The sequence below is a fragment of the Rhizobium sp. 01T444 genome, assembly GCF_056398305.1.
The window spans coordinates 30,546-52,891 of sequence record NZ_JBFTPD010000020.1 but is presented as its reverse complement, the minus strand read 5'-3'; the positions used below and the strand labels follow the sequence as shown (position 1 = coordinate 52,891).

The following is a 22,346-nucleotide window of genomic DNA, read 5'->3' as shown; positions in this document are numbered from 1 at the left end:
TCCTTTGGCGCCCGATGCGCGACTACGTGCAGCCTAAAGCGTGTCACGATTTTTCAGATCCGTCTGCCACGCGTTAAGTCTTTGTTTTCCGCATGTCGTGACCGCAAAACCGCTGTACAGTTTTGCGCGACATGCTTCAGGTAACGCATGGATGCGGCAGGGAAAGTGGCCTGTAAAGTAAAGAATTTACGAAAAACGCGCCTTTCTGCGGAGCGGGTGCCGGAAGCGGCGATATAATCGGTTCAATGCCAGTCCACCTATCCATAAGTGTTGTGGAAATCGCCGGCCGCTGTGTGGATAATACAGGAAATGGCGGACACAGCGGATGGTCGCGGCATCAGCGACCATTACCGAATTGTGAAAACTGTTTTCAAACCTACGACCAATAGCCGCCTTGCAATGGCAACGATTATTTGGTCAAGGTGTTTCTTCTAGAACTTGCTGCATTGCGAGAAGATGACGATGTCTTTCTGGGAAAAACTGGTGAATGCCATTGGCAATGCGGCGGGCAATGCGCTCTCCGCGGTGGTCGAGGCTATTCGCACGGTTTTCGAAGGTGATCCGGAGACGCGCCGCAAGGTTGCTTTCTCCGTAGCTGTCATTGCGCTTTCGGCCAAGATGGCAAAGGCTGACGGTATCGTCAGCGAAAAGGAAGTGCAGGCTTTCCGCGATATCTTCGAGTTTCCTCCGAGCGAGGCGAAGAATGTCGCGCGCCTCTATAATCTCGCCCGCCAGGACGTTGCCGGTTACGAGGCCTATGCAGCGAAGCTGTCTACGCTCTGCTCGACCTGCGCCGCCAATTGCCCGGTTCTGGAAGACGTTCTTGATGGTCTGTTCCATATTGCCAAGGCGGATGGGCTGATCCACGAGAATGAAATGAATTTCCTGCGCCATATCGCCGAGATCTTCCAGATGAGCGAGGCCCGTTTCGATCAGATCGCTGCGCGTCACGTTTCCGATGGACGCGACCCCTACAAGGTTCTCGGAGTTTCGCCGGCAGATGATTTCCCGACGATCCGCCGCCACTACCATGTGCTCGTCAGCGAGCATCATCCGGACCGGCTGATCTCGCGCGGCGTGCCGGAAGAGTTTCATGCGATTGCCAATGAACGTATGGCAGCGCTGAACGACGCCTATGCGGCGATCGAAAAGGAACGCCGCGCCGCATGACCTCATTCGAGGCCGATTACAAGCAGGCGTGCGTCCAGCCTTCGCCGAACCATGGCGAGCGCGCTGACGGACGCAAGCCTGATATGATCCTGCTGCACTATACCGGCATGCCGAGCCCGGAAGGAGCACTCGAGTGGCTCTGTCGGGACGAAAGCCAGGTCTCAAGCCATTATTTCGTGCACCCGGACGGCGAGATCGTGCAACTCGTGCCTGAGAATCGGCGCGCATGGCATGCGGGCAAGAGTTTCTGGCACGGCGAGACGGATATCAACTCACTGTCAATCGGCATCGAGATCGCCAATGCCGGCCATCCGGGCGGGCTTCCGGATTATCCGAAAAAGCAGATTGCGGCGGTGATCGAATTATGTCGCGATTGCGGCGATCGCTGGTCAATCGCGCCTGAAAGGGTGCTCGGCCACTCCGACGTCGCCCCTGTGCGCAAGGTCGATCCGGGCGAAAAATTCCCCTGGCGCGAGCTGTATCGGGCCGGCATCGGCCATTGGGTGGAACCGGCCGCTATTACCGGCGGGCGCTTCTTCCAGCGCGGTGATCGCGGGCAGCCGATCGAGGCACTGCAGTCCATGCTGTCGCTCTATGGTTACGGCACTGAGATCACAGGCGAATTCAGCGATAAGACGGCCGGGGACGTGGAAGCCTTCCAGCGGCATTTCCGCCCCGAACGGGTAGACGGGATCGCCGATTTCTCGACGATCGATACGCTGCATCGCCTGCTTTCGGCGCTGCCGCGGTATTCCTGACCTTTCATAGTTTCTGACATTACCGATTTTCCATGTTCAGACGCGAAATTCGGACTGCCACATCATTTCCCTATTATCTCCTCATTGCGATGGTCTAAGAGCTTCCGCTAAGCGGCGCCGATGGTTGTTCCCAAGTTAAATCGAAGGCGTCATGTGAAACGATAAGAATTGCTGCGAAACCTGATCAGTTCTTGGTCAGGTATTCTCCATACTGGCGAGGCGCGCAGCCCGGCAATTCTTTGGGTCGGAGTGATCAAGACTACATGAGAAAATTGATTGTTGTTGCTGCAGCATGCGTTGGCATGGTGCTGGCGGGAAATAGCTTTGCCTTTGCGAATGACTGGGGCGTACGAGCCGATGCGCCCGTGAAGAAAGTGGAGCGTCCGCAGAAGACAGCGGAGCGCGTGCATAAGAAAGAACGCCCGCAGAGAACGGCGCAGCGTGTACAGAAGAAAACAGAGCGTCCGCTGAAGACGGTCGAGCGCCAGAGTGGCTATCCCGTCGCCGATGTTTCCGGCAATTCCTATTCCGCATTGATCAGCAAATATGCCAATCAATATGATGTGCCGGTGGCTCTTGCGACTGCTGTCATCCGTGTTGAAAGCAATTTCAATCCGATGGCGCGCGGCAGCCACGGCGAAATCGGCCTGATGCAGATCAAGCCGGCGACGGCCCGCATGATGGGCTATTCCGGCGGTGCCAAGGGTCTGTTCGATCCGGAAACCAACATCAAATACGGCATGAAGTACCTGGCGGCCGCCCACGATCTCGGTGGCGGGCAGACCTGCAATACCATCCTCAAGTACAATGCCGGTCACGGCGCGACGCGCATGAACCCGGTCTCCAAGTCCTATTGCGGCAAGGTTCTTGCGATGCTCTGAAACGGAAACGCTTGTCTCTGACAGGGGCCGGATGATTCAGAACGATTGCCATGTTATCGCTAGCCTTTAGCGAGGTGAGATATGGCAGTCGATTTTAAATTCATCGTCATCGGCCGCGGCATGATGGGTGCCGCGGCCGCAAAATATCTGGCGCGCCAGACGGACGGCGTTGCCGTCATCGGCCCGGACGAGCCTGAAGACCGCAAGGCGCACGACGGCGTCTTCGCCAGCCATTATGATGAAGGACGCATCACCCGCACCATCGATCCGGATCGCGACTGGGCCCTGCTCGCCAATCGCTCCATCGCCCGCTATGGCGAGATCGCCAAAGAAAGCGGCATCGATTTCTATACGGAGGCAGGCTGTGTCGCCGTGGCGCCTTCCGAAAGCGATTATCTCAACGATACAAGGCGGGCAGCGATCTCGCTCGGTGTGGAGACCGCCTCCCTCGATGAGGTTGGCCTGAAGAGACAGTTTCCCTATTTCGCCTTTCCCTCCGGCAGTACCGGCATTTTCGAAGCGAAGGGAGCGGGGCATATCAGCCCGCGCAAGCTTGTAAGGGCGCAGTCGCTGCTTGCCGAGAAGGCAGGTGCGGCGGTGATCCGTGATCATGTCATCTCGATCCGGGAGGAGGGCGGTGCGGCTGTCGTCACAATGGCGGGCGGCGAGGTCTATCGCGCCGAGAAAGTGCTGCTTGCGGCCGGCGGTTTTTCCATTTCGCAGAATCTCTTGCCGCAATCCGTTGATATGACGGTTTACGGGCGCACCGTGACACTTTTCGAAGTGGCGGAAGAGGATGCGCATCGCTTTGCCGGCATGCCGTCGCTGATCCTCGATGCACCCGGCATCGACATCTACCTGCTGCCGCCGATCCGCTATCCCGACGGCAGGCTTTATCTGAAGATCGGCGGTGATCCGGACAATCTGGTGCTGAACAATGATAAAGACATGCGTGCCTGGTTCCGCACCGACGGGCGCGAGGTTGCGCGCGAACACTTCGAGGGCATCGTTGCACGCATCGTGCCGGAACTCGAGGCACGGTCCATTTCGAGTGCATCCTGCGTGGTCTCCTATACCAAGAGCCGCTATCCGATGATTGGCTATACCGCTTCGCCGCATATTGCCGTTCTGACCGGCTGCTCGGGAACGTCTGCCAAGAGCTCCGACGAGATCGGCAGGCTGGGGGCTGAACTGCTTCTGGCAGGCAGAATCAAGGATCAGGGCTACGCCACGGATTTCACACCTTATTTCCGTTAAGCCTACCACCCCATATTTCGTTGGCATTTGCGGGCTTCCTCGTTTAAGGGAGCCCCTGCCAGTTGGCCGGGCAGCCGCGCTTTACCAATGCCGAAAGGCGGTAGGGTGAGGAAAGTCCGGGCTCCACGGAAACACGGTGCCGGATAACGTCCGGCGAGGGCGACCTCAGGGAAAGTGCCACAGAAAGCAAACCGCCTGTCTTGACAGGTAAGGGTGAAAGGGTGGGGTAAGAGCCCACCGCATCTCCGGCAACGGATATGGCACGGTAAACCCCACCGGGAGCAAAACCGAATAGGGATGACGCGGTTGGCGAAAGCCTTCCGGCCTGTTTCTGGGTCAGTCATCCGGGTGGGTTGCGTGAGGCAGCGTGCAAGCGCTGTCCCAGATGAATGGCTGCCACGTTCCGGTTCGCCGGAGCCATACAGAACCCGGCTTACAGGCCAACTGGCGATTACCTTTTCCGGCGTCCGCTTTGCCGCAAAATCCAATATCCTTCCTATCAAGCCATTGAAATGTCTGAAATGGAGGCGAGGTCTCACGGATCTTGCTTGGCCGGATCTCCCGTTCGCTCAGTGTGCTTCGGGTGGCGTTTGAGAATCGCTTTCCTAACCCTTTGTTAAACTTAACAGCTTATAAATGTTTGATACTGCGCCCGCCTCAAAATGGGCTCATCCCATTGACGCCCATATGGTCCCATGCTATCCCAAATGCGCACTGCATCAGGGCAATCATCTGCCCATCAATCGCAAAGCAAAGGCGCCTTCCGGATCGGAAGCGTCGGGAGGGCCTTGGTTCTTTCGGCTTGCGAAGCTGTGCCTGACTTTGAGGGTTTCGGGCGGCCAATGGCATTCCGGGCTCTTTCGGAAACGGATGTTTCGTGTCATGAGCCGCTTCCTTTCGAATGCGACCAACAGGATCGATACCAAGGGCCGGGTTTCCGTGCCGGCGGCGTTTCGTTCCGTGCTGGCGCAGCGCAACGTTCAGGAGCTTTATTGCTTTCAGGACTTTGTGTTTCCGGCGATCAGCGTCGGCGGTTTGGATCTTCTGGAAAGGTTCGAGCGGCAGATTGCGGCGGAGGATCCGTTTTCGCCGGATGCAAACGAGATGTCGCTTCTCATTCATGGGGGCGGGGTCTTCATGAAGCTCGACGCCGAGGGGCGGTTGATGGTCACGGATTTCATTCGCGGCTTCACCGGTATTTCGGACGAGGTGACCTTCGTGGGTCGGGCGGATCACTTTCAGCTCTGGCAGCCGCAAGCATTCGCGGCCGCACAGGCGCAGGCACGAGGGGAGCGCAAGCTGGCGGGCAAGCGTTCCTGAACGAACGAGGGAACGGAATGGCGGCGAATCCTGGCGGAGGTTCAACTGAAGCCGGTGGCGGACCGGTTCGCCACATTCCGGTTCTTCTCAAGGAAGTGCTTGCGGCGCTGGAGCCTTTTTCCGGCAAGGTCATCCTCGATGGCACCTTTGGTGCGGGTGGCTATACCTCCGCCATTCTCGACGCAGGTGCCGATGTGATCGCGCTCGATCGCGATCCGACGGCGATTGCCGCCGGCCAGGCGCTCGTCGCCGCCCATAGCGGTCATCTCAAGCTCATCCATTCGCAATTTTCGCAACTTGCCAATCATGCGCCCGGTGGCGGGCTTGATGGCGTGGTGCTCGATATCGGTGTTTCCTCCATGCAGATCGATGAGGCCGAGCGCGGCTTCTCGTTCCAGAAGAGCGGGCCGCTCGACATGCGCATGTCGGCTGCCGGTGTTTCCGCTGCCGATGTGGTCAATCGCGCCAAGGTCGCCGATCTCATCCGGATTTTCCACTATCTCGGCGAAGAGAGCCAAGCGCCACGCATTGCGCATGCGATCGAAAAGCGCCGCGTCGAAAAAACTTTCGAGACGACGCGCGATCTCGCCGGCCTGATCGAGCTGGTGACGCCGCGCAAGATGAAGGACAAGATCCATCCGGCAACGCGCGTCTTCCAGGCGCTGCGCATCTTCGTCAATGACGAGCTCGGCGAGCTGGCGCAGGCGCTGTTTGCTGCCGAGCGGGCGCTGAAGCCCGGCGGCCGTCTCGTCGTCGTCACCTTCCATTCGCTGGAAGACCGTATCGTCAAGAAGTTCTTCTCCGACCGTGCCGGCAAGGCTTCCGGCTCCCGTCATCTGCCCATTGCGCATGAGCGCGCCGCGACCTTCGAGCCGGTCGGCAAGTCGATGGTTTCTGCCAGCGAAGAAGAAGCTCAGGCCAATCCGCGCGCCCGTTCCGCCAAGCTGCGCGCCGGCCAGCGCACCACCGCCCCCGCTGAATCCGAAGACATGTCGCTCTTCGGATTCCCAAATCTTGCCAGCCTCGGAAAGCTTGGAGGTTGATATGCTGAGAACGTTCGATCTTGTGCTCATCGGCATCATGACAGCGGCAGCCGCCGTCACCTATACGATCAAGCACCGCGCGGAGCTTAAGCTCGAGGAGGTTCATCGCCTCGAAGCGGAGATCAAGCTGGAGAAGGACACGATCGATCTCCTGAAGGCCGACTGGGCGCTGCAATCGCAGCCGAACCGACTGGAGCGGCTGGTCAATGCCTATAACAGCGAGCTGCAGCTGCAGCCGACGGATTCGACCTCGCTTGCCCATGCGCGCGAGCTGCCGATGCTGAAGTCGCAGGTTCCTCCGCCTGATATCACCGAAGCCAAGGCGGGCGCCAAGCCGGGTGCTGCCGCCAAGGCTCAACCGATCCCGATGCCAGCGCCCCGCGAAGCCGAAGACGCGGACCAGATCGAAACGGGAGCGGTGGAATAATGTCCTTCCTTTCCCGCATCATGGTGCTGAAGAGCCAGGCGCATTTTTCCGCCGGCGTCTACGACCGTTTCGGCGCCCCCTCGGGCATGGCGATCGAAGGCTCGCGCAAGCGCAGGGCCGGGCAGGCCAGGAGCCGCGTCGGCCTGCTGATCGTCGGCTTTACCGCCCTCTATGCGGTTATCGGCGCCCGTATGGTCGAATATGCGATGAAGGAACCGGAATCGGTCTCGTCCATCCTTCCGCCCGATCGGCTGATGGCGTCGCGCCCCGATATTGTCGACCGCAACGGCGAAGTGCTGGCGACCGATATCCGAACCGTTTCGCTCTTTGCCGAGCCGAACAAGATCGTCGATACCGACGAGGCCGTAGAGAAGCTGCAGACGGTGCTTTCCGACCTCGACGTCAAGGATACCTACAAGAAGCTCTCGAGCCGCACCTCGCATTTCGCCTGGCTGCGCCGCCAGCTGACGCCGAAACAGCAGAGCCAGATCCTGGCGCTTGGTATTCCCGGCATAGGTTTCCGTCCGGAAAAGCGCCGCTTCTATCCGGGCGGCGCGACGGCCGCGCATATCCTCGGCTATGTCAACATCGACAACCGCGGCGTGGCCGGCATGGAAAAATATATCGACGACCAGGGGCTTGCCGATCTCGCCTCGGTCGGCATGACGAGCAACCAGCCGCTGGAGCCGGTGCGCCTTTCGATCGATGTGCGCGTGCAGGCGATCGTGCGCGATGTCGTCGCCAATGCGGTGGTCAATTACAAGGCAAAGGGTGCGGGGGCCGTCGTGCTGGATGCCCATACCGGCGAAGTGCTCGCCATGGCGTCTGCGCCGGATTTCGATCCGAACAATCCGCAGGAAGGCTCCAAGGACGGCTGGCTGAACCGCATGTCGAACGGGACGTTCGAGATGGGCTCGACCTTCAAGACCTTCTCGACCGCAATGGCGATCGACAGCGGCAAGGTCTCGCTGAAGGATAGTTTCGACGCGACCAACCCGATCCGCATCGGGGGCTTCACCATTCACGACTTCCACGGCCAGCGCCGCTGGCTGACCGTTCCGGAAATCTTCGAATATTCCTCCAACATCGGCACGGCGAGAATGATCGATATCGTCGGCATGGAGATGCAGAAGGACTATCTGACGCGTTTCGGCCTGCTGACCAAGATGCAGACCGAGCTGCCGGAGGTGAAGATGCCGAGCCAGCCGCGCGTCTGGAAAAAGATCAATTCCATCACGATCTCCTTCGGCCATGGTGTGGCGACGACGCCGCTGCAGACGGCTGTCGCTGGTGCTGCGCTCATCAATGGCGGCAAGCTGATCGAGCCGACTTTCCTGCCGCGCACCCGCGACCAGGCTGATGACGTGGCCGAGATGGTCGTCAAGAAGGGGACGAGCGACGACATCCGCTATCTCTTCAAGCTGAATGGCCAGAAGGGCTCCGGCCGCAACGCCGACGTGCCGGGCTTCAATGTCGGCGGCAAGACCGGTACAGCCGACAAGGTCGTCAACGGCCGCTACGCCAGCAACCTCAATTTCAACGCCTTTCTGGCGGCTTTTCCGATCGACAATCCAAGATATGTGGTGCTGACCTTCTGCGACGAACCGCTTGATGGCGAGCAGCACCAGCGCATCGCCGCCTATACGGCGGCGCCCATGGTCAAGAACATCGTACGCCGTGCAGCGCCCATCCTCGGCGTCGAGCCTGAATTTGGCGAAGACGGTTCGGCCTTGTTGGTGTCTTATTGAGTGTGAATCAATGTCGGTGTCGATTCGTAAGGGGCGGTCGACCTGAACCAGAAAAGTGCATTCGATGAAATTGCGGGACCTCGCCGGAAATGCGTTTCCGGAACTCAAAGCTGAACTTGAAGGACCGGCCGGCGCGCTGGATATATCAGGATTGTCTTCCGACAGCCGGAAGGTCGCGCCCGGAATGGCTTTCGTGGCGATTGCCGGCTCCAAGGCCGATGGTGCGGGTTTCATCGCTGATGCGGTTGCCAAAGGTGCTGCCGCCGTCATCGCATCGCATGCGGCCGAGACCCCCGTACCGGTTCTGGTCGTTGCCGAGCCGCGCCGTTTCCTCTCCGTTGCCGCTTCGCATTTCTACGGCCGCCAGCCGGCGACGATGGTTGCGGTGACGGGCACGGCCGGCAAGACCTCGGTTGCTTCCTTCACCCGACAGATCTGGGCGCATGCCGGCCACGCGGCCGCGATGATCGGCACGACGGGCGTCATCTCGCCGACACGCAATGAATATGGCTCGCTGACGACGCCTGATACTGTATCGCTGCACGAGCTGCTCGCCGAACTCGCCGATGAAGGCGTCACGCATGCCTCGATGGAAGCTTCCAGCCACGGCCTCGACCAATATCGCCTCGACGGCGTGAAGCTCGCAGCTGCCGCCTTCACCAATCTCGGCCGCGACCATATGGATTACCATCCGACGGTCGAAGACTATATGGCTGCCAAGATGCACCTCTTCGACCGGGTGCTGCCCAAGGGCTCGCCCGCCGTCATCTTCGCCGACGATCCGTGGTCGGAGGAGGCGATCAAGGCGGCGGCTGCTGCCGGTCATGATGTGCGCACGGTTGGGCGCAAGGGTGCCTATCTGACGCTGAAGCGTGTCGAGCATTTCCGTCACAAGCAGGTTGCGGAAGTCCATGCCGAAGGTGAGATCTTCGAAGTCGATATTCCGCTTGCCGGGGATTTCCAGATCGCCAATGCGCTGGTTGCTGCGGCGCTCGCCATGTCGACCGGCGTTCCGGCAAAGATCGCGATGGCGGCACTCGAAAAGTTGCAGGGCGCTTCCGGCCGTCTTGAGCTGGTCGGCCATACCAAGGACGGCGCGCTCGCCTATGTCGATTACGCCCACAAGCCGGACGCGCTGGAAAATGTGCTAAACTCGGTGCGTCCGTTCACGACGGGCCGCGTCATCGTGGTGTTCGGCTGTGGCGGCGACCGCGACCGCGGCAAACGGCCGATCATGGGAGAGATCGCCTGCCGGCTTGCCGATGTCGTGATCGTCACCGATGATAATCCACGCTCGGAGGAGCCGGCTGCGATCCGTGCCGAGATCATGGCGGCGGCCAAATGCGCTTCCGAGATCGGCGACCGCGCCCAGGCGATACGTGAGGCGGTTCTGCAGCTGAAATCCGGCGATACGCTGATCGTTGCCGGCAAGGGACATGAAGAGGGGCAGACGGTCGGCAGCGTCACGCTGCCGTTTTCCGATCATGCCGAAGTGCGCAAGGCTTTGGAGGAGCGGGTACCATGAACTGGCTCTGGACCACCGAAGACATGATCGCCGCGATGGCGGGCCGTCCGTTCGGCTCGCTGCCGCAGGGTATTACCGGTATTTCCATCGACAGCCGCTCGATTGCGCCCGGTGAGGCCTTCTTCGCGATCAAGGGCGACCGCGTGGATGGGCACGATTATGCTTCGATGGCGATGGCAAACGGCGCGTCGCTGCTGGTCGTCAGCGAGGCCCGCCTGCCGGCCATGGGGCGCCTGACGGTGCCGATGATCGTGGTCGAGGATGTGCTTGCTGCGCTTGGCCGTCTGGGGCTTGCGTCGCGTGAGCGTTCGCGGGCGAAGATCATTGCCGTCACCGGATCGGTCGGCAAGACGACGACCAAGGAGATGCTGCGCCATGTGCTGTCTCCCTCCGGCAAGGTGCATGCGTCCGTTGCTTCCTTCAACAATCATTGGGGCGTGCCGCTGACGTTGGCACGCATGCCGATCGACACCTATTTCGGGGTGTTCGAGGTCGGCATGAACCATCCGGACGAGATCCGGCCGCTTGTGAAGATGATCCGACCGCATGTCGCTGTCATCACGACGATCGCGCCGGCCCATCTCGGCAATTTCCAGAGCGTTCAGGAAATTGCCGCCGCCAAGGCGGAAATCTTCGAGGGGCTTGAGCCGGGCGGCGACGTCGTTCTCAACCGCGACAATGATCAGTTCAATTTCCTGGAGCAGGCAGCCCAGGCGCTCGGCATCACGAAGATCCATTCCTTTGGCCAGCATGCCAAGGCGGAGTTCCGTCTCGCTGAATTCAACGGCTCGGACGAAAGCTCGACGCTCTGGATGACGGTTGGAGGCGATACCAAGGAAGTGCGCATCGGCGCGCCGGGCCGCCACATCGCTGAGAATGCGCTGGCTGCATTGGGTGTCGTGACGATCGTCGGCGCCAGCCTCGACAAGGCAATCGAAGCACTTGCGACGCTGAAGCCGGAAAAGGGCAGGGGCAAGCGCTACAGGCTTCCGATCGGCAATGGCAGCCTCACGCTGATCGATGAGAGCTATAACGCCAATCCGGCCTCCATGCGCGCGGCGATCGCGTTGCTTGCGACAGCCGAACCGACCGGCCGGGGACGCCGCATCGCCGTGCTCGGCGACATGCTGGAAATGGGCGAATTTGCCGAGCAGGTCCATGCGGATCTTGCCGGCCCGCTACTGGCCGCCGGTCTCGAACATGTCTGGCTCGCGGGGCCTGAGATGGTGGTGCTGAAAGAATCGCTTCCCGACAGCGTCGCAGTCGAGCATCGCGAGAAGACGGAAGAATTGTTGGAATTCGTATTGAACTCGATCGCACCTGACGACGTGTTGATGGTGAAGTCGTCTCTGGGGATCGGTTTCGGCAAGATTGTCGCCGCGCTCCTTGACAAGTACCCGCCAGTTTCAGACACGCAACGCGAACTATGATCGGGTAAAAGGGGCCTTGAATGCTGATTTGGCTAGTCGAACTGTCGGAATATTTCAAATTTCTGAATTTGTTCAGGTACATTACCTTCCGGGCGGGTGCCGCTCTTTTTACCTCCGCTCTGATCGTCTTCCTCTTCGGGCCTGCTATCATCAACTCGCTGCGCATCCGGCAAGGCAAGGGCCAGCCGATCCGCGCCGACGGGCCGCAAACGCATTTCAAGAAGGCCGGTACGCCGACCATGGGCGGCCTGATGATCCTTGCCGGCATCGTCGGCGCGTCGCTGCTCTGGGCCGATCTTTCCAATGTCTATGTCGTGGCGACGCTGCTCGTGACGCTCGGCTTCGGCGCCATCGGCTTCTATGACGATTATCTCAAGGTCACCAAGCAGAGCCACAAGGGCTTTTCGGGCAAGGCGCGTCTCGGCATCGAGTTCATCATTGCCGGCATCGCCGTCTATTTCATGATGCGCACGGCGCTCGTCTCGGGTCCGGCAGGCTCCACCTTCGGCTCCTCGATTGCATTTCCCTTCTTCAAGGACTTCCTGATCAATATCGGCATCATGTTCGTCGTCTTCGGCGGCTTCGTCATCGTCGGCGCCGGCAATGCCGTGAACCTGACTGATGGCCTCGACGGCCTTGCTATCGTGCCGGTCATGATTGCCGCCGCCGCCTTCGGCATCATCGCCTATCTCGCCGGTAATGCGGTCTTTGCCAATTACCTTCAGATCAATTTCGTGCCCGGTACTGGCGAGCTTGCCGTCGTGCTCGGCGCCGTTATCGGCGCGGGCCTCGGCTTCCTTTGGTTCAACGCCCCCCCGGCGGCGATTTTCATGGGGGATACCGGGTCGCTGGCGCTCGGCGGCACGATCGGTACGGTTGCCGTCGCCACCAAGCATGAGATCGTCATGGCGATCGTCGGCGGCCTCTTCGTCATAGAAACCCTGTCGGTCATCATCCAGGTCGGCTTCTTCAAGATGACTGGCCGGCGCGTCTTCCTCATGGCGCCGATCCACCACCATTTCGAAAAGAAGGGCTGGACTGAGAGCCAGGTGGTGATCCGCTTCTGGATCATCGCCGTCGGCCTTGCCATGCTCGGCCTTTCCACCCTGAAGCTGCGGTGAGGCGGTCATGATCCCGGTCACGACGCTTGCAGGAAAGAAGGTCGCTCTCTTCGGTCTCGGCGGCTCCGGCTCAGCGACCGCCAAGGCGCTGATCGCTGGCGGTGCTGATGTCACAGCTTGGGACGACAATCCTGACAGCGTTGCCAAGGCCGCATCGGAAGGCATTACTACCGCCGACCTGCACACGATCGACTGGAGCGCGCAGGCGCTCTTCGTGCTTTCTCCCGGCGTGCCGCTCACCCATCCGAAGCCGCACTGGACCGTTGATCTCGCGCGTGCGGCTGGCGTCGATATCGTCGGCGATGTCGAGCTCTTCGTGCGGGAGCGCCGCGCGCATGCTCCCGATTGCCCCTTCATCGCCATCACCGGAACGAACGGCAAATCGACCACGACGGCGCTGATTGCACATGTCCTGAAATCGAGCGGCCGCGATACGCAGCTCGGCGGCAATATCGGCACGGCCGTGCTGACACTCGATCCGCCGAAAAGCGAGCGCTATTTCGTCGTCGAATGCTCCTCCTACCAGATCGATCTTGCGCCGACGCTCAATCCGTCCGCCGGCATCCTGCTCAACCTGACGCCCGATCACCTCGATCGGCATGGCACGATGCAGCACTATGCCGATGTCAAGGAACGGTTGGTTGCTGGCAGTGATGTCGCTGTTGTCGGCGTCGATGACAGCCATTCGGCGCTGATTGCCGACCGCATCGAGCGGGCAGGGGTGAAGGTGGTCAGGATATCCCGCCGCAATGTGCTGGCCGACGGTATTTATGCCGAAGGCACGAAGCTCATCCAGGCAGCGGGTGGTGCCATGCTGCCCTTCGTCGATCTCGACGGCATCCAGACGCTGCGCGGCAGTCACAATGCACAGAACGCTGCTGCCGCGGTCGCCGCCTGCCTTGCGGTGGGTGTCTCCGCCGAGGACATCCGTGCGGGTCTTGCATCCTTCCCGGGCCTCAAGCATCGCATGCAACCGATCGGCCGGCGCGGTAATGTCGTCTTCGTCAACGATTCCAAGGCGACGAATGCGGATGCTGCGGCTCCGGCACTTTCGAGCTATAACAGGATCTATTGGATTGCCGGCGGATTGCCGAAGGCGGGTGGTATTACGACGCTTGCGCCCTATTTCCCGCGGATCGCCAAGGCCTATCTGATCGGTGAGGCGGCGGCAGAATTTGCCGCGACGCTCGGCGAGGCGGCACCCTACGAAATATCAGGCACGCTGGAACGGGCCGTGGCGCATGCCGCAGCTGACGCCGAAAAGGATGAAACCGGTCCCGTGGCCGTGATGTTATCCCCGGCTTGCGCAAGCTTCGACCAGTACAAGAACTTCGAAGTCAGGGGCGATGCCTTTGTCGGCCATGTGGCCGCCCTTGACGGCGTGACCATGCTGATCAATTCGGCAACAGGAGACAAATGACATGGTGAGCCGCGCGGAACGTGGAGCATTGGCCGATTGGTTCTGGACCATCGACCGCTTTTTCCTGGCCTTGTTCCTCTTCCTGATGGGCATCGGCTTCATGCTCTCCTTTGCGGCTTCGCCGGCAGTTGCCGAGCGCATCGGCCTGGAGCCCTTCCATTTCGTCAAGCGCCACGCCGCCTTCATGATCCCGTCGATTGCGGTCATGCTTGGCCTCTCGTTCCTGACGCCGCGCCAGGTGCGGCGCACCGCAATCATCCTGCTGATCGTGGCACTCGCCATGATGCTGCTGGTGCTGTTCTTCGGCCAGGAGGTCAAGGGTGGAAGGCGCTGGATCTGGATCGCCGGCCTTTCCATCCAGCCGTCGGAATTCATGAAGCCGGCCTTCGTCGTGGTCTGCGCCTGGCTCTTTGCCGAACATGCGCGCCAGCCGGAGATACCGGGCAATCTCTTCGCCATCATCCTGTTCGGCATCGTCGTCGCCCTGCTCGTGGCACAGCCTGACCTTGGCCAGACGATCCTGACGACGGCTGTCTGGGGAGGGATGTTCTTCATGGCTGGCATGCCGTGGCTCTGGATCATCGTGCTGGGTGTCGGCGGTGCCGGCGGCCTTGTGACCGCCTACTACGTTTTCCCGCACGTGGCGGGCCGAATAGACAAGTTCCTTACCGGCGAAGGCGATACGTTCCAGATCGATACCGCTCGCGAGGCGATCATCCGCGGTGACTGGTTCGGGCAGGGGCCGGGCGAAGGCATCGTCAAGCGCATCATTCCGGATGCGCATACCGATTTCATCTTTTCGGTCGCGGCCGAGGAATTCGGCATCGTCTTCTGCATCGCGCTCGTCGTCATCTTCACCGTGCTGGTGCTGCGCGGCCTGTCGCATGCCTATCGCGAACGCAACGACTTCAATCGCTTTGCCGTCGCAGGCCTTGTGCTGCAGATGGGCATCCAGTCGATCATCAATATCGGCGTCAATCTCGAACTGCTGCCGGCCAAGGGCATGACGCTGCCGCTGATTTCCTACGGCGGTTCGTCGATGGTGGCGATCTGCGTGACGGCCGGCTTCATTCTGGCGCTGACGCGCCATCGCCCGGAAAAACGTGCGCAGGACCGGAGCCTCTTCCGCGTGCCGCACGGCATGCCGGCGGAGTAGGGCATTATGAGCAAGGGCATCGTCCTTCTTGCCGCCGGCGGAACTGGCGGCCACGTCTTTCCGGCAGAGGCGCTGGCCTTCAAGCTGAAGGAGCGCGGCTATTCCGTGCATCTCGTCACCGACAGTCGTGCCGAGCGATATGCCGGTAAGTTTCCGGCCGACGAGATCCATGTCGTGCCGTCGGCGACGATCAGTTCCAAGAACCCCGTGGCCGTTGCCCGTTCTCTGTGGAAGCTCTGGACCGGAATGCGCGCCGCAAAGCGGCTGATCCAGCGGTTGAAGCCCGTGATCGTCGTTGGCTTCGGCGGTTATCCGACAGTGCCGCCGCTGCTTGCCGCCAGCCGCCTCGGTGTGCCTTCCATGCTGCATGAGCAGAATGCCGTCATGGGGCGTGCCAACAAGGCGCTTGCGCCGCGCGTCAGGGCGATTGCCGGCGGCTTCCTGCCCGAGAGCGGCGGCACGTTTTCCGACAAGACGATTGCGACCGGCAATCCTGTGCGGCCGGCGATCCTTGCCGCGGCCGAACAGCCTTACATACCGTCGCATCCGGGCGAGGATTTCAATCTCGTGGTCTTCGGCGGCAGCCAGGGCGCACAATATTTCTCCAAGGCGATGCCGACGGCGATCAGCCTGCTCGACGACGCGCTGCGCGCGCGGCTCCGGGTAACCCAACAGGTTCGCTCGGAGGATATGGAGACGGTGCGCGGGTGTGTAGTGCAGTTGCAGATGGCTGCGGATATTGCGCCGTTTTTCAACGACATGGCGGAGCGTCTTGCCAAGGCGCATCTGGTCATCTGCCGCTCCGGCGCCTCGACGGTTTCGGAAATCTCGGTCATCGGCCGTCCGGCCGTGCTGGTGCCTTATCCGCATGCGCTGGACCACGATCAGGCGGCTAATGCCGCAGCGCTGGCGGCGACCGGCGGAGCCAAAGTGATCGCCCAATCCGAGCTTTCGCCCGAGCGTATCGCCTCTATCCTGACGCATGTCATGAACGATCCGGAAAAGCTTGCAACCATGGCGGCTGCCGCCAAGCTTGCAGGAAAACCGGATGCAGCGAACTTGCTTGCCGACATGGTTGAGGCTATTGCCGCCGGTAAGACAGTTGCAGAATTCAAGGGGGCACGCGTATGAAGCTGCCAAAGGCGATCGGCCTTGTCCATTTCATCGGCATTGGCGGTATCGGCATGAGCGGTATCGCTGAGGTGCTGCATAACCTCGGCCACAAGGTGCAGGGATCGGATCAGTCCGACAGCGCCAACGTTCAGCGCCTGCGCGATAAAGGCATCGAAGTCTTTGTCGGCCACAAGGCGGAAAACCTCGGCGATGCCGAAGTCGTTGTCGTGTCGACCGCGATCAAGAAGAGCAATCCGGAACTCATTGCCGCACGCGAGAAGCTGCTGCCTGTCGTGCGCCGCGCTGAAATGCTGGCCGAGCTGATGCGTTTTCGCAATGCGATTGCCATTGGCGGCACGCATGGCAAGACGACGACCACGTCGCTCGTCGCCACGCTGCTCGAAGCCGGCGGGCTGGACCCGACCGTCATCAATGGCGGCATCATCAATGCCTACGGCACGAATGCGCGCATGGGCGAGGGTGAGTGGATGGTGGTCGAGGCGGATGAGTCCGACGGCACTTTCCTGAAGCTGCCGGCCGATGTGGCCGTCGTCACCAATATCGATCCTGAACATCTCGATCATTACGGCAATTTCGACGCGGTTCGCGCCGCCTTCCGGCAGTTCGTCGAGAACGTTCCCTTCTACGGCTTCGGCGTCATGTGCCTCGATCATCCCGAGGTTCAGGCGCTGGTCAGCCGGATCGAAGACCGCAAGGTCATCACCTACGGCGAAAACCCGCAGGCCGATGTGCGCTTCATGAATGTGCGCATCGACGGCACGCGCTCGATCTTCGACGTTGAAATCCGCCGCCGCCGCACCGGCGAGGTCATCAGGCTTGACGATCTCGTCATGCCGATGCCCGGCCGTCACAACATCTCGAATGCAACTGCGGCCATCGCCGTCGCCAACCGCCTCGGTATGTCCCGCGAGGATATAGCCAAGGGGCTTGCCTCTTTCGGCGGCGTGAAGCGGCGCTTCACGCTGACCGGCGAATGGAACGGCGTGCAGATCTTCGACGACTACGGCCATCATCCGGTCGAGATCAAGGCGGTGCTGCGCGCCGCCCGCGAGGCCTGCAAGGGCCGTATCATCGCCGTGCACCAGCCTCACCGCTATACCCGCCTGTCGAGCCTGTTCGAGGAATTTGCCGCCTGCTTCAATGATGCGGACAGTATTTTCATCGCGCCTGTTTATGCTGCGGGCGAGGAGGCCATCGAGGGCGCGGATTCGGAATCGTTGGTTTCCCGCATCAAATCGGGTGGTCATCGCGACGCGCGCTTCCTTCCTTCGGCGGAAGCTCTACCGCAGATGGTAGCAGAGATTGCAAAACCCGGGGACTTTGTAGTTCTGTTGGGTGCTGGTAGCATTACATATTGGGCAGCGGCGCTGCCGAAGCAGTTGCAAGACCTTTCAGGAAAATCCGCATGAAACAGGTTAATGGGGAAAAACTTCTTGCCTCTCTCGGAGAGGGCGTAAAGGACATTCGCGGCCGACTGACGCCGGATGCCCCCATGGATCGCGTCACCTGGTTCCACGCCGGCGGTCTGGCCGAGCTGATGTTCCAGCCGCATGACGAGGACGACCTTATCGCCTTCCTGAAGATCCTGCCGGATGAAGTGCCGCTGACGGTGGTCGGCGTCGGCTCGAACATCCTGGTGCGCGATGGCGGAATTCCGGGCGTCGTTTTGCGCCTGTCGGCCAAGGGCTTCGGCTTTGTCGAACTCGCTGGCGAAAACCGCATTCACGCTGGCGCCATCTGCCCGGACAAGCATGTTGCCGCCATGGCGATGGATAATGGCATCGGTGGCTTTGCTTTCTATTACGGCATCCCGGGTGGCATCGGTGGTGCTGCCCGCATGAATGCCGGCGCCAATGGCTCCGAGACGAAGGATCGCGTCGTCGAGGTGCGGGCAATCGACCGCAAGGGCAACAAGCATGTGCTGTCGAATGCCGAGATGGGCTATTCCTATCGCCACTCTGACGCCGCCGAAGATCTGATCTTCACCTCAGTACTGTTCGAGGGCTATCCCTACGACCGCGCGAAGATCCGTGCCGAAATGGATGCCGTGCGCAACCACCGCGAGACGGTCCAGCCGATTCGCGAAAAGACTGGTGGTTCGACCTTCAAGAATCCCGAGGGCCATTCGGCCTGGAAGCTGATCGACGAGGCGGACTGCCGCGGTCTCGTCATCGGCAGCGCGCAGATGTCATCGCTCCACTGTAACTTCATGATCAACATGGGGCAGGCGACGGGCTACGATCTCGAATATCTGGGCGAGGAAGTGCGCCGCAAGGTTTTCGAAACCTCAGGCATCAAGCTCGAATGGGAAATCAAGCGTCTCGGGCTCTTCATGCCTGGCCGCGAGGTTCGCCCCTTCCAGGGCGTCACATCAGAATAAGCGCTATTTTACCGCAAGCCTTAAACCTTCGCGCGGCGTGACGACGGGCGACCAGCCCAGCATGTCGCGCGCGTGGGATATATCGACCTGCAGCGAACCGCAGAGGCGCTGATAGACGGCTCCCTTTCCTGTGATCCTGGCTGCCATGTGCATCAGGGACGGCGGGAAGGGGAGGAGCATCGGTTTGACGCCGAGGCCCGCAGCGATGCCCTCGATCAATCCCGGCGTCGACAGGTCTTCACCATCTCCTGCAAGGAATATTTCGCCGGCTGCCGCCGGATGCTGCATGCAGGTGATGATCAGGTCGACGAGGTTCTGCACCGCGACCAGTGTGCGGCGGTTTTTCAGTGACGCGAAGGGCAGGGGCAGCTTCTTGCGGACAAGGCCGACGAGCAGGGCGAAGTTGCCGCGCGCGCCGGGGCCATAAACCAGCGGCGGTCGGACGATGACGACGTCCATGCCGGTGCGGGCGGCGATCTCCCGAAGGCCGATTTCGCTTTCCATTTTCGAAAGGCCGTAGGGATCGATTGGCTTCGGCTGATCGTCGTGCCGGAACGGCCGATCGTTTTCTTCGCCGTTGACCTTGATGGTGCTGATGAAGACGAAACGCTTCACGCCGGCGCGCGCCGCCTGTTCGGCAAGGTTGAGCGTCGAGGCTGTGTTGACCCGGCGGAAATCCGCCAGCGGATCGGCCGAGCGATCGTTCATGATGTGAACGCGGGCGGCGAGATGGACGATGACATCGACGCCTTCGAGTGCTGTCGTCCAATCAGTCTTCTCGGTGATCTCGATTGGGAAATGCCTGATATCCGGCGGGAAGGCTGATGTCGGGGATCGTGTCGTGACCGCTACGTCGCAAATCTGCTCCCTGTACAGCCGTTCGACAAGAGGAGCGCCGACGAAGCCGGCTGCACCGGTGACGAGGCATCGCATGATCTTCTCCCTGTTCCGACCGTAGAGGTCTTCGCTAGCCGGAACTGCCGATCGCATCAATAAAAAAAGCCGCGACGGTGAGCGTCGCGGCTTCTTGTTCAGGAAGTATGAGGTTCAGACTTCTTCGCGGCCCGACAGCCGGATGCAGATCAGCGAAATCGCAGCCGAGGCGGCGAGGTAATAGCCGACATAGTTGAGGCTGTAGTTGGTTGCGAGCCAGGTGGCGATATAGGGGGCGAGCGAAGCCCCGAAGATGCCGCCGAGGTTGAAGGTCATTGAGGCGCCGGTGTAGCGCACCATGGTCGGGAAGGGAGCTGCCAGGGCAGCGCCGATCGGACCGTAGGTGAAGCCCATCAGGCCGAGGCCGATGATCGAGCAAAGGAAGGCGCCGGTCAGGCCCGCCGTCAGCAGGCTCGCATAGAAGAAGCCGAAGATCGCAATCGCGATCGTCGTCAGGGTCAGGATCAGGCGACGCGAGTAACGGTCCGACAGCCAGCCGGAGAGCGGGATCGTCAGGCCGAAGAAGACGACGCCGACGAGCTGGACGACCAGGAACTGCTCACGCGAATAGCCAAGCCCCCCCTTTTCCAGAGGTGTGGTGCCCCAGGACAGCGTGAAGACCGTCATCAGGTAGAAGAGCACGAAGGTGGCAACGGCGATGAAGGTACCGAGAATCAGGCTGCGCAGATGACCGCGGAAGACGGTCGCGACCGGAACGGCGACGCGCTCGTGCTTCTCGACGGCCTTCTGGAATTCCGGCGTTTCGGCGATCTTCAGGCGGACATAGAGACCGACGGCGACGAGCGCGAGGCTGGCGATGAAGGGAATGCGCCAGCCATAGGCAAGGAAGTCCTCGTTGCTCATGGTTTCCGCGAGAATCAGGAAGAAGCCGGAGGAAAGGATGAAGCCGATCGGCGCGCCGAGCTGCGGGAACATGGCGTACCAGCTGCGCTTGCCGGGAGGTGCGTTTTCGGTGGCGAGCAGCACAGCGCCGCCCCATTCGCCTCCGAGGCCGAGACCCTGGCCGAAGCGGCACAGCGCAAGCAGCAGCGGCGCGGCGATGCCGATCGAGTCGTAGCCGGGCAGAATGCCGATCACCACGGTCGACAGGCCCATGGTCATCAGGGCTGCCACCAGCGTCGCCTTGCGGCCGACCTTGTCGCCGAAATGGCCGAAGACCACGGCGCCGAAGGGGCGGGCGAAGAAGGCGATCGAGAAGGTCACCAGCGACTGCAGCAGTGCAGAGGTCGGATCGCTCGACGGGAAGAAGAGGTGCGGGAAGACGAGGACGGCTGCCGTCGCATAGACGTAGAAGTCGAAGAATTCGATCGTGGTGCCGATGAGGCTGGCGATCAGGACGCGTGCGGGGGAATTGACTTGCGTGCTGCTCGAAGGGCTCGGCGATACGGAGATCGCTTCTGTCATGTTCATTCCAATCAGTATTTTTATCGATTTGCTTGGGAGGTGTCGCTCTTAACGCAATTTTAAGGCTGAGAAAATGCCCGGGCACGCAAGAATATGACGCAAGCGACATTATGCGCTGGTGTGACTGGGCTGCGCCGATGTCGGGTATTCGTCTCCCAGCCTCAGCGGTTCTCAACCTTGCGCCAAGCTTGCCGGGAGGTGGCCCCGAACTTGACCGGAATCAAATTGCAATTGATTGATAAAGTGTTCTCTGGTTGAGAGAATGGAGGGGCATACATGCAAAAAAGTCTTGCTGCCGAGTTTCTCGGCACGTTCTGGTTGGTCTTCGGCGGATGCGGTAGTGCCGTGCTCGCGGCCGCCTATCCCGAACTTGGAATCGGTTTTGCCGGCGTGGCGCTGGCGTTTGGTTTGACCGTTGTCACTATGGCCTATGCCGTGGGCGGTATTTCCGGCGGTCATTTCAATCCCGCCGTTTCTCTTGGTCTTGTTGTTGCGGGACGGTTTCCTGCGGCGCGACTCATTCCCTATATCGTCGCACAGGTGATCGGCGCCATTGTTGCTGCTGCAGCGCTCTATCTCATCGCCAGCGGCAAGGCGGGTTTCGAGCTCGGCGGGTTTGCCGCCAACGGATATGGCGAACATTCTCCCGGTGGTTATTCGCTGCTTTCGGCGCTGCTGATCGAAATTCTGCTGACCATGTTTTTCCTGATCATCATCCTCGGATCGACAAGCAGCAGGGTGCCCGYCGGCTTTGCACCGCTTGCGATCGGCCTGGGACTGACGCTGATTCACCTTGTCGCGATCCCCGTAACGAACACCTCCGTCAATCCGGCGCGTTCGACGGGGCAGGCGCTTTTCGTCGGCGGCTGGGCGCTGCAGCAACTCTGGCTGTTCTGGATCGCGCCGCTTGCCGGAGGTGCGATTGGCGGCCTCGTCTGGAGGTTCTTCGGCGATAAGGACTGACTGCAGAACATCTGTGCATGCCATTGAACCCGCGTGGTTTTTCCGCGCGGGTTTTTCGTTCTTCATCGTGCTTGCGGCTTATTCGCTGTGATATTCGAGCGATCATAGTCGCAGAAAAATGAAGTATGCGGCAAGGCGGAGTTAACGAAAGTAAACGATTCGTTAACCATAATGATGCTCTAATGCACCCAAGTCAGACAAAGGACACGAACCGCGCAGACCAGCTCCGCGCAAGCCTCGGTTCGGCAGAGTGGA

General features: G+C 60.7%; 19 protein-coding genes and 1 other RNA gene. 18 read left to right on the top strand and 2 right to left on the bottom strand.

Annotated features, from left to right (window positions below):
• Positions 1-462 precede the first annotated feature (462 nt).
• From AC1DTN_RS24370 to murB, 17 genes are all read left to right on the top strand, one after another.
• The gene (locus tag AC1DTN_RS24370; RefSeq protein ID WP_113322237.1) at positions 463-1,170 is read left to right on the top strand and encodes a TerB family tellurite resistance protein; all 708 of its coding nucleotides are present in this window, start codon (positions 463-465) and stop codon (positions 1,168-1,170) included.
• Positions 1,167-1,928, top strand: a complete 762-nt coding sequence (locus AC1DTN_RS24365; protein WP_113322236.1) for an N-acetylmuramoyl-L-alanine amidase — start codon at positions 1,167-1,169, stop codon at positions 1,926-1,928. The genes AC1DTN_RS24370 and AC1DTN_RS24365 overlap by 4 nt, the downstream gene beginning before the upstream one ends.
• Before the next feature lie 263 nt (positions 1,929-2,191).
• Positions 2,192-2,809: a lytic transglycosylase domain-containing protein gene (locus AC1DTN_RS24360; protein ID WP_439015941.1), complete on the top strand. Its 618-nt coding sequence runs from the start codon at positions 2,192-2,194 to the stop codon at positions 2,807-2,809.
• 81 nt (positions 2,810-2,890) lie between these two features.
• On the top strand, positions 2,891-4,066 hold the full coding sequence (locus AC1DTN_RS24355; RefSeq protein ID WP_439015940.1) for an NAD(P)/FAD-dependent oxidoreductase: 1,176 nt from the start codon (positions 2,891-2,893) through the stop codon (positions 4,064-4,066).
• A gap of 58 nt (positions 4,067-4,124) precedes the next feature.
• Positions 4,125-4,518: RNase P RNA component class A (gene rnpB / locus AC1DTN_RS24350), an RNA gene on the top strand.
• Positions 4,519-4,948: 430 nt separating this feature from the next.
• Positions 4,949-5,386, top strand: coding sequence for a division/cell wall cluster transcriptional repressor MraZ (gene mraZ / locus AC1DTN_RS24345; RefSeq protein ID WP_439015939.1), 438 nt, complete (start codon positions 4,949-4,951; stop codon positions 5,384-5,386).
• Positions 5,387-5,403: 17 nt separating this feature from the next.
• Positions 5,404-6,429, top strand: coding sequence for a 16S rRNA (cytosine(1402)-N(4))-methyltransferase RsmH (gene rsmH / locus AC1DTN_RS24340; protein ID WP_113322232.1), 1,026 nt, complete (start codon positions 5,404-5,406; stop codon positions 6,427-6,429).
• Between the two features lies 1 nt (position 6,430).
• On the top strand, positions 6,431-6,856 hold the full coding sequence (gene ftsL / locus AC1DTN_RS24335; protein WP_113322231.1) for a cell division protein FtsL: 426 nt from the start codon (positions 6,431-6,433) through the stop codon (positions 6,854-6,856).
• Positions 6,856-8,604: a peptidoglycan D,D-transpeptidase FtsI family protein gene (locus AC1DTN_RS24330; RefSeq protein WP_113322230.1), complete on the top strand. Its 1,749-nt coding sequence runs from the start codon at positions 6,856-6,858 to the stop codon at positions 8,602-8,604. Before ftsL ends, AC1DTN_RS24330 begins: the two co-directional genes overlap by 1 nt.
• Positions 8,605-8,668: 64 nt before the next feature.
• The gene (locus AC1DTN_RS24325; protein WP_477922964.1) at positions 8,669-10,129 is read left to right on the top strand and encodes a UDP-N-acetylmuramoyl-L-alanyl-D-glutamate--2,6-diaminopimelate ligase; all 1,461 of its coding nucleotides are present in this window, start codon (positions 8,669-8,671) and stop codon (positions 10,127-10,129) included.
• A complete protein-coding gene (locus tag AC1DTN_RS24320; protein WP_477922963.1) occupies positions 10,126-11,559 on the top strand; it encodes a UDP-N-acetylmuramoylalanyl-D-glutamyl-2,6-diaminopimelate--D-alanyl-D-alanine ligase in 1,434 nt (477 codons plus the stop codon). Before AC1DTN_RS24325 ends, AC1DTN_RS24320 begins: the two co-directional genes overlap by 4 nt.
• Before the next feature lie 20 nt (positions 11,560-11,579).
• On the top strand, positions 11,580-12,680 hold the full coding sequence (gene mraY, locus AC1DTN_RS24315) for a phospho-N-acetylmuramoyl-pentapeptide-transferase (protein WP_113324358.1): 1,101 nt from the start codon (positions 11,580-11,582) through the stop codon (positions 12,678-12,680).
• Positions 12,681-12,687: 7 nt separating this feature from the next.
• Entirely contained in the window at positions 12,688-14,100 is a 1,413-nt protein-coding gene (gene murD, locus AC1DTN_RS24310; protein ID WP_477922962.1) for a UDP-N-acetylmuramoyl-L-alanine--D-glutamate ligase, read from the top strand.
• A 1-nt stretch (position 14,101) separates the two neighbouring features.
• Positions 14,102-15,256 (top strand): putative lipid II flippase FtsW, encoded by a 1,155-nt coding sequence (gene ftsW / locus AC1DTN_RS24305; RefSeq protein WP_007824016.1) that lies wholly within the window; start codon positions 14,102-14,104, stop codon positions 15,254-15,256.
• Positions 15,257-15,262: 6 nt separating this feature from the next.
• Entirely contained in the window at positions 15,263-16,387 is a 1,125-nt protein-coding gene (gene murG, locus AC1DTN_RS24300; RefSeq protein ID WP_477922960.1) for an undecaprenyldiphospho-muramoylpentapeptide beta-N-acetylglucosaminyltransferase, read from the top strand.
• On the top strand, positions 16,384-17,799 hold the full coding sequence (murC, locus tag AC1DTN_RS24295) for a UDP-N-acetylmuramate--L-alanine ligase (protein ID WP_113324355.1): 1,416 nt from the start codon (positions 16,384-16,386) through the stop codon (positions 17,797-17,799). The genes murG and murC overlap by 4 nt, the downstream gene beginning before the upstream one ends.
• Positions 17,796-18,770, top strand: a complete 975-nt coding sequence (gene murB / locus AC1DTN_RS24290) for a UDP-N-acetylmuramate dehydrogenase (protein WP_477922958.1) — start codon at positions 17,796-17,798, stop codon at positions 18,768-18,770. The genes murC and murB overlap by 4 nt, the downstream gene beginning before the upstream one ends.
• 3 nt (positions 18,771-18,773) lie before the next feature.
• Here murB and AC1DTN_RS24285 read toward each other — a convergent pair whose 3' ends face one another.
• Both AC1DTN_RS24285 and AC1DTN_RS24280 read right to left on the bottom strand, forming a co-directional pair.
• Entirely contained in the window at positions 18,774-19,703 is a 930-nt protein-coding gene (locus AC1DTN_RS24285) for a UDP-glucose 4-epimerase family protein (RefSeq protein ID WP_477922956.1), read from the bottom strand.
• A gap of 114 nt (positions 19,704-19,817) precedes the next feature.
• Positions 19,818-21,128, bottom strand: coding sequence for an MFS transporter (locus AC1DTN_RS24280; RefSeq protein ID WP_310389342.1), 1,311 nt, complete (start codon positions 21,126-21,128; stop codon positions 19,818-19,820).
• A 276-nt stretch (positions 21,129-21,404) separates the two neighbouring features.
• On the opposite strand from AC1DTN_RS24280, the gene aqpZ reads away from it, so the two are divergent.
• On the top strand, positions 21,405-22,091 hold the full coding sequence (gene aqpZ / locus AC1DTN_RS24275; RefSeq protein WP_477922955.1) for an aquaporin Z: 687 nt from the start codon (positions 21,405-21,407) through the stop codon (positions 22,089-22,091).
• Positions 22,092-22,346 lie beyond the last annotated feature (255 nt).

Excerpts from the sequence above, each read along its gene's own strand:
- AC1DTN_RS24370 (WP_113322237.1), top strand. The coding sequence starts at position 463 with ATGTCTTTCTGGGAAAAACTGGTGAATGCCATTGGCAATGCGGCGGGC.
- AC1DTN_RS24365 (WP_113322236.1), top strand. The coding sequence starts at position 1,167 with ATGACCTCATTCGAGGCCGATTACAAGCAGGCGTGCGTCCAGCCTTCG.
- AC1DTN_RS24360 (WP_439015941.1), top strand. The coding sequence starts at position 2,192 with ATGAGAAAATTGATTGTTGTTGCTGCAGCATGCGTTGGCATGGTGCTG.
- AC1DTN_RS24355 (WP_439015940.1), top strand. The coding sequence starts at position 2,891 with ATGGCAGTCGATTTTAAATTCATCGTCATCGGCCGCGGCATGATGGGT.
- mraZ (WP_439015939.1), top strand. The coding sequence starts at position 4,949 with ATGAGCCGCTTCCTTTCGAATGCGACCAACAGGATCGATACCAAGGGC.
- rsmH (WP_113322232.1), top strand. The coding sequence starts at position 5,404 with ATGGCGGCGAATCCTGGCGGAGGTTCAACTGAAGCCGGTGGCGGACCG.
- ftsL (WP_113322231.1), top strand. The coding sequence starts at position 6,431 with ATGCTGAGAACGTTCGATCTTGTGCTCATCGGCATCATGACAGCGGCA.
- AC1DTN_RS24330 (WP_113322230.1), top strand. The coding sequence starts at position 6,856 with ATGTCCTTCCTTTCCCGCATCATGGTGCTGAAGAGCCAGGCGCATTTT.
- AC1DTN_RS24325 (WP_477922964.1), top strand. The coding sequence starts at position 8,669 with ATGAAATTGCGGGACCTCGCCGGAAATGCGTTTCCGGAACTCAAAGCT.
- AC1DTN_RS24320 (WP_477922963.1), top strand. The coding sequence starts at position 10,126 with ATGAACTGGCTCTGGACCACCGAAGACATGATCGCCGCGATGGCGGGC.
- mraY (WP_113324358.1), top strand. The coding sequence starts at position 11,580 with ATGCTGATTTGGCTAGTCGAACTGTCGGAATATTTCAAATTTCTGAAT.
- murD (WP_477922962.1), top strand. The coding sequence starts at position 12,688 with ATGATCCCGGTCACGACGCTTGCAGGAAAGAAGGTCGCTCTCTTCGGT.
- ftsW (WP_007824016.1), top strand. The coding sequence starts at position 14,102 with ATGGTGAGCCGCGCGGAACGTGGAGCATTGGCCGATTGGTTCTGGACC.
- murG (WP_477922960.1), top strand. The coding sequence starts at position 15,263 with ATGAGCAAGGGCATCGTCCTTCTTGCCGCCGGCGGAACTGGCGGCCAC.
- murC (WP_113324355.1), top strand. The coding sequence starts at position 16,384 with ATGAAGCTGCCAAAGGCGATCGGCCTTGTCCATTTCATCGGCATTGGC.
- murB (WP_477922958.1), top strand. The coding sequence starts at position 17,796 with ATGAAACAGGTTAATGGGGAAAAACTTCTTGCCTCTCTCGGAGAGGGC.
- AC1DTN_RS24285 (WP_477922956.1), bottom strand. The coding sequence starts at position 19,703 with ATGCGATGCCTCGTCACCGGTGCAGCCGGCTTCGTCGGCGCTCCTCTT.
- AC1DTN_RS24280 (WP_310389342.1), bottom strand. The coding sequence starts at position 21,128 with ATGACAGAAGCGATCTCCGTATCGCCGAGCCCTTCGAGCAGCACGCAA.